At 73.5% G+C, this 12,314-nt stretch carries 12 protein-coding genes; 8 read left to right on the plus strand and 4 right to left on the minus strand.

What is annotated here, in order from left to right; translation table 11 throughout:
* Positions 1 to 177: 177 nt before the first annotated feature.
* Positions 178 to 2,988: an AfsR/SARP family transcriptional regulator gene (locus QSK20_RS03570; RefSeq protein ID WP_285787078.1), complete on the plus strand. Its 2,811-nt coding sequence runs from the start codon at positions 178 to 180 to the stop codon at positions 2,986 to 2,988.
* A gap of 63 nt (positions 2,989 to 3,051) precedes the next feature.
* Here QSK20_RS03570 and dusB read toward each other — a convergent pair whose 3' ends face one another.
* Positions 3,052 to 4,218 (minus strand): tRNA dihydrouridine synthase DusB, encoded by a 1,167-nt coding sequence (gene dusB, locus QSK20_RS03575; RefSeq protein ID WP_285787079.1) that lies wholly within the window; start codon positions 4,216 to 4,218, stop codon positions 3,052 to 3,054.
* Between the two features lie 211 nt (positions 4,219 to 4,429).
* On the opposite strand from dusB, the gene QSK20_RS03580 reads away from it, so the two are divergent.
* Positions 4,430 to 5,383, plus strand: a complete 954-nt coding sequence (locus QSK20_RS03580; protein ID WP_285787080.1) for a hypothetical protein — start codon at positions 4,430 to 4,432, stop codon at positions 5,381 to 5,383.
* Positions 5,384 to 5,571: 188 nt separating this feature from the next.
* Here QSK20_RS03580 and QSK20_RS03585 read toward each other — a convergent pair whose 3' ends face one another.
* The 3 genes from QSK20_RS03585 to QSK20_RS03595 all read right to left on the minus strand — a co-directional run bounded on the left by QSK20_RS03585 (position 5,572) and on the right by QSK20_RS03595 (position 8,209).
* Entirely contained in the window at positions 5,572 to 6,951 is a 1,380-nt protein-coding gene (locus tag QSK20_RS03585; protein WP_285787081.1) for a glycine--tRNA ligase, read from the minus strand.
* Between the two features lie 342 nt (positions 6,952 to 7,293).
* Entirely contained in the window at positions 7,294 to 7,842 is a 549-nt protein-coding gene (locus QSK20_RS03590) for a hypothetical protein (RefSeq protein ID WP_285787082.1), read from the minus strand.
* A 25-nt stretch (positions 7,843 to 7,867) separates the two neighbouring features.
* Complete coding sequence (locus QSK20_RS03595) at positions 7,868 to 8,209, minus strand: antibiotic biosynthesis monooxygenase family protein (protein ID WP_285787083.1); 342 nt, start codon at positions 8,207 to 8,209, stop codon at positions 7,868 to 7,870.
* A 28-nt stretch (positions 8,210 to 8,237) separates the two neighbouring features.
* Between QSK20_RS03595 and QSK20_RS03600 the strand changes: the two genes are divergently transcribed.
* The 6 genes from QSK20_RS03600 to QSK20_RS03625 all read left to right on the plus strand — a co-directional run bounded on the left by QSK20_RS03600 (position 8,238) and on the right by QSK20_RS03625 (position 12,168).
* Positions 8,238 to 8,495 (plus strand): DUF6703 family protein, encoded by a 258-nt coding sequence (locus QSK20_RS03600; protein ID WP_285787084.1) that lies wholly within the window; start codon positions 8,238 to 8,240, stop codon positions 8,493 to 8,495.
* Positions 8,496 to 8,724: 229 nt separating this feature from the next.
* Positions 8,725 to 9,735 carry a metal ABC transporter substrate-binding protein gene (locus tag QSK20_RS03605; RefSeq protein ID WP_285787085.1) on the plus strand — a complete coding sequence of 337 codons (1,011 nt, stop codon included), beginning with the start codon at positions 8,725 to 8,727 and terminating at the stop codon, positions 9,733 to 9,735.
* Positions 9,732 to 10,496 (plus strand): metal ABC transporter ATP-binding protein, encoded by a 765-nt coding sequence (locus QSK20_RS03610; protein WP_285787086.1) that lies wholly within the window; start codon positions 9,732 to 9,734, stop codon positions 10,494 to 10,496. Before QSK20_RS03605 ends, QSK20_RS03610 begins: the two co-directional genes overlap by 4 nt.
* Entirely contained in the window at positions 10,493 to 11,359 is an 867-nt protein-coding gene (locus QSK20_RS03615) for a metal ABC transporter permease (protein WP_285787087.1), read from the plus strand. The genes QSK20_RS03610 and QSK20_RS03615 overlap by 4 nt, the downstream gene beginning before the upstream one ends.
* Positions 11,360 to 11,402: 43 nt before the next feature.
* Positions 11,403 to 11,702, plus strand: a complete 300-nt coding sequence (locus QSK20_RS03620) for an ArsR/SmtB family transcription factor (RefSeq protein ID WP_088982587.1) — start codon at positions 11,403 to 11,405, stop codon at positions 11,700 to 11,702.
* Between the two features lie 61 nt (positions 11,703 to 11,763).
* Positions 11,764 to 12,168, plus strand: a complete 405-nt coding sequence (locus QSK20_RS03625; RefSeq protein ID WP_088982586.1) for a Fur family transcriptional regulator — start codon at positions 11,764 to 11,766, stop codon at positions 12,166 to 12,168.
* The last annotated feature ends 146 nt before the right edge of the window (positions 12,169 to 12,314 follow it).

Genomic DNA, 12,314 nt, shown 5'->3' on the forward strand with positions numbered 1-12,314 from the left:
GGTCCGGCGGGGGCGGGGGAAGGCCGGACGTGCGGGCCGAGACTGTCAGGAACCACTCGCAATCCGCGTGCAGAGAGTTGGCAACCATCCGGAGCAGTCGAGGCGTCCGGGACTAGAGCCGGCGACTGTGCGACATGGACCGTCGGCGGGGACGGCCGGTGGCCGTGAGGGGGAACTGTGGAGTTTCGGGTCCTGGGGCCGACCGAGGTCACCGACGGCGGGCGGAGTCTCGCCATCGGTGGCCCCAAGCCGCGGGCGGCACTGGCCGCGCTGCTGCTGGAGGCGAACCGGATCATCTCGGTGGAGGGACTGGTCGACGCGGTCTGGGGCGAGCAGCCGCCGCCGAGCGCGGTGAACGCGCTCCAGACGTACGTGTCCCGGCTGCGCCGGGTGCTCGGGGCCGAGACCCTGTGCCGGCACCCCGCCGGCTACCGGCTCGTCGCCGAGCCGGACCTGATCGACGCACGCCGGTTCGAGCGGCTCCTCGCCGAGGGACGCGCGGCCCTGGCGGCCGGGGACCCCTCGTCCGGCCACCGGGCCGCCGAGCAGGCGCTCGCCCTGTGGCGCGGTCCGGCCCTGCTCGACGTGACCGACGCGCCCTTCGCCCAGGCCGAGATCGCCCGCCTCGGCGAGCTGCGCCTGGTCGCCGCCGAGACCCGGGTCGAGGCGATGCTCGCCCTCGGGGACGTCACCGGCGGCGTCGCCGCGGCCCGCGCGCTCGTCGCCGACCATCCCCTCCGGGAACGGGGCGTCGCGCACCTGATGCTCGCGCTGTACCGGGACGGCCGACAGAGCGAGGCGCTGGCCACGTACCACGAGGCCCGGCGGCTGCTCGTCGACGGTTTCGGCCTCGACCCCGGCGACGAGCTCGCCGCGCTCGCCCAGGCGATCCTGCGACAGGACCCGGAGCTGCTCACCGCCCCGCCGCCGGTCACGGTGGCGCCGGTCGGACCCGCCACGCCGCCGACCGCCGGGTCGGTACGGTCGCGGCTGGTGCTGCCCCTGGACCGGTTCGTCGGGCGGGACCGCGAACTGGACGAGATCCGACGGCAGTTGACGACGTACCGGCTGGTCACGCTCACCGGGCCGGGCGGAAGCGGGAAGACCCGCCTCGCCCGGGAGGTCTGCCGCCGGCTGCCCCAGCCGGTGTACGTGGTCGAACTGGCCGGCCTGCACGACGCCGGCCTGCTGGAGGCGACCGTCGCGCAGGCGTTCGGGCTGGCCGTCCTCTCCGACCTGGACGCCGTGGCGGCGACGGTCGGCGACGCCGAGGTCCTGCTGCTGCTCGACAACTGCGAGCACCTGACCGGGGCGCTCGCCGACGTCGTACTGCGGCTGCTCACCGACCTGCCCGGCCTGCGGGTCCTCGCGACCAGCCAGCGCCCGCTCGGGGTGGGCGGCGAGCGCCGTTTCCCGGTGCCGCCGCTGCCGGTCGACACGATGGCGGTGGAACTCTTCCTGGACCGGGCCGGCGCGGTCGCCCCGGACTGGACGTGCGGTCCGGAGGAACACCAGGTCGTCACCCGGATCTGCGCCCGCCTCGACGGCCTGCCGCTCGCCGTCGAGCTGGCCGCCGCCCAGATGGCGGTCCTCTCCCCGGCGCAGATCCTGGACCGGCTCGGCCGCTCCCTGGCCATCACCGGCACCCGCCCGGACCTGCCGGAACGGCACCGCAGCCTGGAGCGGACCATCGACAACAGCTACCGCCTGCTGGACGGCACCCAACGGGACCTGTTCGCCCGGCTCAGCGTGTTCGCCGACACCTTCGACCTGGATGCCGCCGAGACGGTGGCCGGCGCCGACGCGGACGTCCTGACCCCGCTCACCGGTCTGATCACCGGCTCGTTGGTGGCCACCACCGGGGCCGGTGCCGCGCCACGCCGCTACCGGATGCTGGAGATCCTGCGCGCCTACGCCGACCGGCTGCTCGGCCCGGTCGACCGGGAACGGCTGCGGCACCGGCACCTGGACTGGGCGCTGGGCCTGGCGCGCGCCGCCGACCGGGGACTACGCGGTCCGGACGCGCTGCGCTGGTACCGCACCCTCGGGGCCGAGCAGGCCAACACCCGGGCCGCCCTGGCGTTCGCCCTCGCCGCCGACCAGCCGCTGGCCGGCATGCGGCTGGCCACCGACCTGTCCTGGTTCTGGTACCACCGGGGTCACCTGCGCGAGGGGATCCGCTGGCTGCGGGACACCATCGACGCCACCCCCGGGGCGCCCCCGGTCGACCGGGCCCGCGCGCTGACCGCGCTGGCCTCCCTGCTCTACCTCGCCGGGCGGTTGGAGGAGAGCGGGACGGCGAACCGGGCGGCACTCGACCTCGCCCTGACCGCCGACGACCCCGCCCCCGTCGCACGCGCCTACATCTACGAGGCGTACTACCTGGCGATGCGGGGCCGGGCCGAGGAGGCGGCGGCGGCCGGGGAGAACGGGGTGCGGCACGCCCGCCGGTCCGGTGCGGACTGGTTGCTCTCCGAGGCGCTCTCCACCAACGGCTACCTCGCCCGGGCCCGGGGCGACCTGGAGACCGCCGCGGCGACCCTGGACGAGGCCATCCGGGTCGGCACCGGCATCGGCTACCGCTGGTCGGTCAGCTCCTCGCACTGGTTCCGGGCCAAGGTGGCGGCCGACGCCGGGGCGGCCGACGAGGCGTACCGGGCGGCGCTGACCGCGGCCCGTGGGCTGGACGACCTGGAGGACGTGACCGGCTGGCTGGCCGCCCTGCACCTGCTCGCCGGGACGCTCGGCATGACCGGCCGCGCCACCGACGGCGCGGTCCTGCTCGGCGCGGTGGCGGGCATCGGTGGCCGGGCCGGCTACTCCCCCGAGCTGATGGACCCGTACGACAGCCCCCGCGAGATCGCCGCGGTCACCACCCCGCTCTCCCCGGCCGCGTACGCCGAGGCCCGGGAGGTCGGACTGACGATGGACCGGGATGCCGTCCGGGCGTTCCTCCACCGGCTGACCGACGGCGACCCGTCGGCGTAGTCACGGGCGCCTCCCGAGCGCTCCGGCCCGGCGCGTCGTGGCGGCCCGAGCCGGCGGGGGGCGTCAGCCGCCGGAGTCGGCCAGCTCGGCGCCCTCGGGGACGCTGTCGTCGTCCCGGCTGGCCAGCCACCCGTCGGGCAGGAAGACCTTGCCCGGCGAGTTGGTCCGCCCCCGGGGCTGACCGAGCGCGCCGAGCGGGAACGGCTCCGCCGGGTCCAGCTTGCCGAGCAGGTCGTCGAGCTGCGCCAGGCTTTCGATCATGGCGAGGGAACGACGCAGCTCACCGCCGACCGGGAAGCCCTTCAGGTACCAGGCGACGTGCTTGCGGAAGTCGGTGCAGCCGTCCCGCTCGCCCCGGGCGGGAGTGCGCGACCCGGCGGTGAACTGCTCCACCAGCAGCGCGGCGTGCCGGCGCATGGTCGTGGCCACCTCGCCGAGGGTGGGCAGCCGCCGCTCCGGGCGGCCGTCGAAGGCGGCGTGCAGGTCGGCGAAGAGCCACGGCCGCCCCAGGCAGCCGCGTCCGATCACCACCCCGTCGACCCCGGTGTGCGCCACCATCCGCAGCGCGTCGTCGGCCTCCCAGATGTCGCCGTTGCCCAGCACCGGGACGTCGAGCGCCTGCTTGAGCGTGGCGATGGCGTCCCAGTCGGCGGTGCCGGAGTAGCGCTGCGCGGCCGTCCGCCCGTGCAGGGCCACCCAGGCCACCCCGGCGTCCTGGGCGGCCAGCCCCGCCTCGACGTACGTCAGGTGGTCGTCGTCGATGCCCTTGCGCATCTTGACCGTGACCGGCACCCCGGCGGGCGACGCGGCGTCCACGGCGGCCTTCACCAGCCGGGCGAAGAGCCGACGCCGCCACGGCAGCGCCGCGCCGCCGCCCCGGCGGGTGACCTTGGGCACGGGACAACCGAAGTTCAGGTCGATATGGTCGGCGAGATCCTTCTCCACCACGATGCGCACCGCCGCGGCGGTGGTCTCCGGGTCGGTGCCGTAGAGCTGGAGGCTGCGGGGCCGTTCCTCGGGACCGAAGGCGATCATGCGCAGCGTCTTCGGGTTCCGCTCCACCAGAGCCGTGGTGGTGATCATCTCGCAGACGTAGATGCCGCCGCCCTGCTCCCGGCAGAGCCGGCGGAACCCGACATTGGTGATGCCGGCCATCGGTGCGAGCACCACCGGCGGCCACACCTCGTGCCGCCCCAGCCGCAACCCACCCGACACCCCTGCTCCACTCACCGCTCAAGTGTAAGGAGGGGTCCCCTGTTACCGCTTTTTGCGTAGCAGGGGACCCCTGCAACCACCCGACGCCCCGGCAACCACCCCGGCGTCCGGCCCGCGCATAGCACACGGCGGCCGGTGAGCGGGGGTCGTCCACAGGAGGCCCGGTTGTCCACAGCCGGGGCCGGTGGGGCGGACGGAGGGCCAGGCGCACCGGCACCCTGCCGGCATGGACCAGCGCCGCACCCTCGAAGAGACCAGGCAACTCCAGCAGCAGATCGTCAGCCGGGCGCAACTGCTCGCCGCCGGGTTCGCCGACAACCACATGTGCCGCCAGGCCAAACGGGGCATCTGGCAACGCGTCCTCCCGGCCACCTACGCGCTCGTCAGCGGTACGTTGACCGACGAGCAACGGCGGATCGCCGCCGCGCTCTACGCGGGACCGGACGCCCAGCTCACCGGCCTGGCCGCACTGAACTGGTACGGCTTCCGCCAGGCTCCCCGTACGCCGGACGTCCATCTGGTCGTGCCGCACCACGCGCGCCGCCGCTCGACCGGGCACGTGGTGATCACCCGGGCGCTCGCCCTCGACGAGAAGGCCCGGCGCACCCGGCTCTACCCGGTCTGCTCGCCGGCCCGGTCGGTGGTGGACGCGGCCCGCCGCCTGCGGCAGATCCGGCCGGTACGGGCCATCGTGACCGAGGCGATCCAGCGTGAGTTCACCGATCTGGTCGCGCTCGACGAGGAGATCACGCGGGCCCGACGGAGCAGCACCGCCCTGGTACGCCGGGCGTTCGCGGAGGTCGTCGCCGGTGCGCGGTCGGTGCCGGAGGCGGAGTTGCGGCAGTGTCTCGCCGCCAGCCGGGTGCTGCCCGAGATCCACTGGAATCCGCGACTGCGGACCACGGACGGCAGCGTGTTACCCACGCCGGACGGGTACCTCGACGACGCCGCGGTGGCCCTGGAGGTGGACTCGCGGGAGTTCCACTTCGCGCCCGAGGACTGGGCCCGGACGCTGCGCCGGCACAACGAGCTGGGCCGGCACGGCGTCCTCGTGCTGCACTTCACCCCGGCGCACATCCGCGGCTTGGCGGAGCAGGTGCGACGGACCGTCGAGGACGCCTACCGCTCCCGGCGCGGACTGGGCGCCACCATCGGAGTCGTGGTGTCGCCAGCCCGTTGACGGTCTCCGGCGAGCCGGGCGCCCCGGCACGCGACGCCACCCCGTGCGAGGTGCCTGCGCGCCCCCGCCCGAGGTGCCCGCTCCCCCGTCCCCCGTCCCCCGTCTGAGATGCCTGCAGGGGACCCCTGCTTTGCAAAATGCGGTAACAAGGGTCCCCTGCTACCAACCAGCCAGGGCGCCGCTGTCGTTCAGCAGCCGGGGAGGCGCTCGATCAGGTAACGCTCGACCTGGCCGAGGGCGACCCGCTCCTGGGTCATGGTGTCCCGGTCCCGGATGGTCACCGCGTCGTCGTCCAGCGTGTCGAAGTCGACGGTGACGCAGAACGGGGTGCCGATCTCGTCCTGGCGACGGTAGCGACGGCCGATCGCCTGCGAGTCGTCGAACTCGACCACCCAGCGCTTGCGCAGGTCGGCGGCGAGGCCCTTGGCCTTGGGCGAGAGCGCCTCGTTACGCGACAGCGGCAGCACGGCGACCTTCACCGGAGCCAGGCGGGGGTCGAAGCGCATCACCGTGCGCTTGTCCACGCCGCCCTTGGTGTTCGGGGCCTCGTCCTCGTCGTACGCCTCGAGCAGGAAGGCGAGCACCGCCCGGGTGAGGCCGGCGGCCGGCTCGATCACGTACGGGACCCAGCGCTCGCCCTTGGTCTGGTCGAAGTACGACAGGTCGACGCCGGAGTGCTTGCTGTGCGTGGAGAGGTCGAAGTCGGTCCGGTTGGCCACGCCCTCCAGCTCGGCGAACTCGGTGCCGCCGAAGCGGAAGCGGTACTCGATGTCGACGGTCCGCTTCGAGTAGTGCGAGAGCTTCTCCTTCGGGTGCTCGTAGAAGCGTAGGTTCTCCTCGGAGAGCCCCAGGTCGACGTACCAGTTCCAGCGCTCGGCGAGCCAGTACTCGTGCCACTGCTCGTCGGTGCCGGGCTCGACGAAGAACTCCATCTCCATCTGCTCGAACTCGCGCGTACGGAAGATGAAGTTGCCCGGGGTGATCTCGTTGCGGAACGACTTGCCGGTCTGCGCGATGCCGAACGGCGGCTTCTTACGGGCCGTGGTCGCCACGTTGTTGTAGTTGACGAAGATGCCCTGCGCGGTCTCCGGACGCAGGTAGTGCATCCCCTCGTCGCTCTCCACCGGGCCGAGGTAGGTCTTCATCAGGCCGTTGAACATCTTCGGCTCGGTGAAGGTGCCCTTGTTGCCGCAGTTGGGGCAGTTGAGCTCGGAGAGCGAGGCCGGCGGCTTGCCGTGCTTGGCCTCGTACGCCTCCTCCAGGTGGTCCGCCCGGAACCGCTTGTGGCAGGACTGGCACTCGGTCAGCGGGTCGACGAAGGCGTCGAGGTGGCCGGAGGCGGCCCAGACGTCCCGGGCCAGGATCACCGCCGAGTCGAGACCGACCACGTCGTCGCGCTGCTGGACCATGGTCTTCCACCACTGCCGGCGGACGTTCTCCTTCAGTTCCACGCCGAGCGGACCGTAGTCCCACGCCGACCGGGTACCCCCGTAGATCTCGCTGGAGGGGAAGACGAAGCCCCGGCGCTTGGCGAGGCTGACGACGGCGTCGATACGGTCGGCGGGCATGTTTCCTCCTACGCCGGCTGGCGGTCGGCGGGGACAGGGAGTGATTCCGGACAGGTTCGGGACTTACGGTACGACCACCACCGCCCCGAGCCCAGCAGGATACTCCCGGTGAGCTGCCCACCCGCGTGGCGGGCCGGACGTGACGCCGCAGGCAAGGCGTGCACGGGAGGCACGCACGGACGAGCTGGCGCAGGGCGACACCGCACGGCGAACACGAGGCGCGCACGGGCGAGCTGGCGCAGGGCGACACCGCACGGCCGGGCGCGACATGGCGCAGCGCGCGGGCGGAGTCACGGCACGACGGACCGACCGGTCCGCCACGCGGCCGGCGGCCCGGACCGGTCAGCTCACCCCGCAGACCTCGAACTGCCCGGTGGTGGTGCTCTGCGCCAGGGTCACCTGCTGGGTCTCCCGGCCGCCCCCGTCGAGGGTCACGTCGACCGGCACGGTGAGATCGTTGAGGTCGAGACTGCCCACCCGGTAGGAGGTTATCGCCGGCTCTGCGGTCACCCGCCGTTCGAACTCCGGCCGGGACTCCCGCTGCTTCAGGTCGCGGCAGAGCAGGTCGTACGCCTCGGCGTACCTGTCGTCGACCAGCGCCCGGTAGTAGTCGCCGGTCACCGCGCGGCCCTGCTCGTCGAGCGCCTCGGTGCCGGACACCGCGAGCCCGACCAGGGTCGCCGTCCCGCCGCCGCAGCAGAGCAGCAGGGCGAGGCCCCCGGCGCCGAGGCCGAGCCACATCCGGACGCTGCGCCCCTCGGTGGGCGGGGCGGCGAACGGCGGGGCAACCCCGGGGCCGGCTGGTGGTGCGGGTACGCCCTGCCCCTCCGGCCCGTCGGGGCCGGGCAGCACGGGGTACGGCGACGGGGCTGCCGGTCCGGGTGCGGTCATACCGGAGAGGGTAGTGCCCGGCCGGTCAGCGGTACGGCCCCGCGGCCCGATCACTCGTGGAGATCGTCACCGCGCCGTCCGGTTCGGCGCTGGCCAACGTCTCGTACGCCGAGGGCTCGTCCACGGACTCGGCGAGCAGCGGGGTGGCCTGGACCTTGACGTCGAACCCGCCCAGCGCCCGCCGGTATGCTCCGACCGACTCCCACTCGGTGACCAGGCACCAGTGGCGCGGGTCGTCGAGCGCGCGCAGCAGTTCGCCGCGCAGGTAGCCGGGGCGGGCGGCGAGCGCGGCGAGGGCGGCGTGCGCCCGCTCCGTGAAGGCGGGGGCGACGTCTTCCTCGACCACGAACCGGTTGGTGACGAGCACCGGGCGTCCTCCTCGTAGAGTCTGTGGGATGCAGCGTACGCAGAGCCCCCTGCTGGCCCGCCTGTCCCGGGTGAATCCGACCGGGGTGTTCCTGGCCGCGCTCGCCCTGGTGCTGGTGGGCCTGCTCACGCCGGGCCTCTTCGGCGGGGTGCTGCTCCTGCTGCTGGCCGCCGCGCTGGTCGCGCTGCTGCGGCTGACCTGGCCGGTGCAGACCCCGACGACCCGGCTGATCCGGCTGCTGATGCTCACCCTGCTGGTCGCCGTCGCGCTCGCCAAGCTGCTCTGAGTCGTCCCGCCACGCCCTTCCCACGTTCCGCCACACCCGCCACGCCTTCCCGACCAACCCGCCGGGGGTACCCCGTACCGCTGCCCGCCGGGGTCGGTGGTTGGGCTCCGGCGGTGGTTGCAGGGGACCCTTCCTCATCAAAAAGCGGTAACAGGGGTCCCCTGCTACCACCTCACATGCAAGCATGCGTTTTTGACAATCATTGTCGTTGCAGCGGAAGGTGGGGAACATGAACATCCGTTCCACTCCGCGTGTCCTGGCCGCCGCCTCCTCCGCCCTGCTCGCACTCGGCGCCGTCACGGCCTGCTCCTCGGACGAGGTGGCCGGCGCAGACCCGCAGCGGGTCGACGTGGTGGCCGCGTTCTACCCCCTGCAGTTCGTCAGCGAACGCGTCGGCGGGGACGCGGTGACAGTGGTCAACCTGGCGAAGCCCGGCGCGGAGCCGCACGACCTGGAGCTGAACCCGGGGCAGGTCGGCCAGGTCAGCGAGGCCGAGCTGGTCGTCTACCTCAAGGGCTTCCAGCCGGCCGTGGACGAGGCGGTCGAGCAGAACGGCGGGGACCGAACGTTCGACGTGACCACCGTGCAGCCGCTCCTGGACGCCGCAGCCGGCGGGCACGACCACGACCACGGGCACGAGGGCGAGGACGGGCACAGCCACGAGGGCGAGGACGGCCACGAGGAGGAGAAGGCGGAGCCCGCCGGGGAGAAGGACGCCGCCAAGGACCCGCACGTCTGGCTCGACCCGACCCGGCTGGCCACCATCGCCGACAAGCTCGCCGAGCGGCTCGGCACGGCCGACCCGGACCGGGCCGCCGACTACACCGCCCGGGCGACGACGCTCCGCACCGAGTTGGAGAAGCTGGACGCCGAGTTCACCCAGGGGCTGAAGACCTGCCAGCGGCGGGAGATCGTGGTGAGCCACACCGCCTTCGGTTACCTGACCGAGCGCTACCAGCTGGAGCAGATCGGCATCTCCGGCCTGAGCCCGGAGAACGAGCCGTCCCCGCAGCGCCTCGCCGAGGTCACCGAGGAGGCCCGCGAGCACAAGGCCACCACCATCTTCTTCGAGACCCTGGTCAGCCCGAAGGTCGCCGAGACCATCGCCAAGGAGGTCGGGGCGAAGACGGCGGTACTGGACCCGATCGAGGGTCTCTCCGCCGACAACACCGGCGGGGACTATTTTTCGGTGATGCGCAGCAACCTGGAGACCCTGCGGACGGCGTTGGGCTGCTCGTGAGCGAACCCGTCGTCAACGTGGAGCACGGGGTGGTCGGCTACGACGGCCGCCCCGTGCTCCGTGACGTCTCACTGGCGGTCTCCGCCGGTGAGGTCGTCGCCGTGCTCGGGGCCAACGGCTCCGGCAAGTCCACCCTGATCCGCGCGGTGCTCGGCCTGGTGCCGCTCGGCGCCGGGCGGGTCACCCTCTTCGGCACGCCGCTGCGCCGGTTCCGGCAGTGGCACCGCATCGGGTACGTCCCGCAGCGCCTCGGAGCCGGCAGCGGCGTACCGGCGACGGTCGCCGAGGTGGTCGCCTCGGGGCGGCTGGCCCGGCGGGGCATCCTGCGCCCGGCCGGTCGCGCCGACCGCGCGGCGGTCGCCGGGGCGCTGCGCGCGGTCGGGCTCGCCGACCGGGCCGGTGACCCGGTGGCGACCCTCTCCGGCGGGCAGCAGCAGCGCACCCTGATCGCGCGGGCGCTGGCCGGCCAGCCGGAGCTGCTGGTGCTCGACGAGCCGACCGCTGGGGTGGACGCGGTGAGCCAGGAGGCCTTCGCCGAGGCGCTGCGGGGGTTCGTCTCCGGCGGCGGGACGGTGCTGCTGGTCGCCCACGAGCTGGGTCCGCTGCGTCCGCTGATCAGTCGGGCGGTGGTCGTCCACCAGGGCGGCATCGCGCACGACGGCGCGGTCCCGGAACCCGCCGGTCACCACGCGGACCCCGACCACGACCACGTGCACCCGCACGGTCCCGAGGAGCCCGCCGGGCTGTGGAGCACGCCGTGAGCCTCTTCCAGTACGACTTCATGCTGCGTGCCCTGGTCGGCGCGCTGATCATCGGTCTCGCCGCCCCGGCGCTCGGCATCTACCTGGTGCAGCGCCGGCTGGCGCTGATCGGCGACGGGATCGGCCACGTGGCCCTGACCGGGGTCGGGGCCGGCCTGCTGTTCAACCAGTCGCCGGTGATCATGGCGGTGCTCGCCGCCACGCTCGGCGCGGTCGTCATCGAGCTGGTCCGGGAGCGTGGTCGCACCTCCGGTGACCTGGCGTTGGCGCTGCTCTTCTACGGCGGCATCGCCGGTGGGGTGATGCTGGTCGGGCTCTCTGACGCCAGCAACGCCAACCTGAACGCTTACCTGTTCGGCGCGCTGACCACCACCTCGCGCACGGACCTGGTCACCATCGCGGTGCTGGGGGTGGCGGTGCTGGTCGTCATGGTCGCGTTGCGCCCGGCGCTCTTCGCGGTCTGCCACGACGAGGAGTACGCCCGCGTCTCCGGTCTGCCGGTCCGTACGCTCAACCTGCTGCTGGCGGTGACCACGGCGGTGACCGTCACGATCGCCATGCGGGCGGTGGGCGTCCTGCTGATCAGCGCGTTGATGGTCGTCCCGGTGGCCACCGCGCAGCAGGTGACCCGGGGGTTCCGCAGCACGATGGCGATGGCGATGGCGGTCGGTCTGCTGGCCGCCGGCAGTGGGGTCTGGGTGGCGGGGGTCGCGGACACCGCCCCCGGCGCGTCCGTGGTGGTGCTCGCGATAGCCTCCTTCCTCGTCGTCGCGGTCGGCGCGGGGGTGTGGCGGACCCTGCGTCGACGGCGTACGCCGGCCGCGCCGACGGCGTCGGAGCCGCACGAGGTGGTGCTGGGCTGATCCTGGTCCCCCCGGTCGTGCCGGCATTGGTTACCGTTGCAGGGTGACCAGCACCAACGGCTACGACGCGTACGAGGGCGCGGGAGACCTGCTGCGCGCCCTCTCCGCGCCGATCCGGCTGGCCATCGTCAGCGAGCTCGCCCAGGGTGAACGCTGCGTCCACGAACTGGTGGAGAAGCTCGGCGCGACGCAACCCCTGGTCTCCCAGCACCTGCGGGTGCTGCGCGGAGCCGGTGTGGTGCGCGGCTCCCGGCGGGGCCGGGAGATCGCCTACGCCCTGGTCGACGAGCACGTCGCGCACATCGTGGCCGACGCGGTCAGCCACGCCGGGGAGGGGACATGAGCGACCAGAGCGAGCGGACCAGCGGGCCCCGGGTCGGGGTCGGGGCGAGGGAGACGGCGGCGTGAGCGAGAGCGGTACGGCCGTGCGCAACACCCGGCAGCGCACGGCGGTCAGTGCGCTGCTCGCCGAGGTGGAGGGCTTCCACAGCGCGCAGGACCTGCACGCCATGCTCCGCGAGCGGGGCGAGCGGGTCGGCCTGACCACCGTCTACCGGACCCTCCAGGGGCTGGCCGACGCGGGCGAGATCGACGTGATGCGCCCGCCCGGCGGTGAGCACCTCTACCGCCGGTGCAGCGAGGGACACCACCACCACCTCGTCTGCCGGTCGTGCGGGCGGACGGTGGAGGTCGCCGGCCCGGCGGTGGAGACCTGGGCCGACCGGGTGGCCGCCCAGCACGGCTACTCCGACGTCAGCCACACCCTGGAGATCTTCGGCACCTGCCCGTCCTGCGCCGCCGCCGGCTGACCGCACGCCTGACCGGACCGCCGGCTGACCGCACGCCTGACCGGACCGCCGGCTGACCGCACGCCTGACCGGACCGCCGGCTGACCGCACGCCTGACCGGACCGCCGGCTGACCGCACGCCTGACCGGACCGCCGGCTGACCGCAC

Source organism: Micromonospora sp. NBRC 101691, from assembly GCF_030269285.1.
In the GTDB taxonomy this organism is placed as follows: domain Bacteria; phylum Actinomycetota; class Actinomycetes; order Mycobacteriales; family Micromonosporaceae; genus Micromonospora; species Micromonospora echinospora.

Coding starts and splice junctions, on each gene's coding strand:
- QSK20_RS03580 (WP_285787080.1), top strand. CDS start 4,430: ATGGACCAGCGCCGCACCCTCGAAGAGACCAGGCAACTCCAGCAGCAG.
- QSK20_RS03585 (WP_285787081.1), bottom strand. CDS start 6,951: ATGCCCGCCGACCGTATCGACGCCGTCGTCAGCCTCGCCAAGCGCCGG.
- QSK20_RS03590 (WP_285787082.1), bottom strand. CDS start 7,842: ATGACCGCACCCGGACCGGCAGCCCCGTCGCCGTACCCCGTGCTGCCC.
- QSK20_RS03600 (WP_285787084.1), top strand. CDS start 8,238: ATGCAGCGTACGCAGAGCCCCCTGCTGGCCCGCCTGTCCCGGGTGAAT.
- QSK20_RS03605 (WP_285787085.1), top strand. CDS start 8,725: ATGAACATCCGTTCCACTCCGCGTGTCCTGGCCGCCGCCTCCTCCGCC.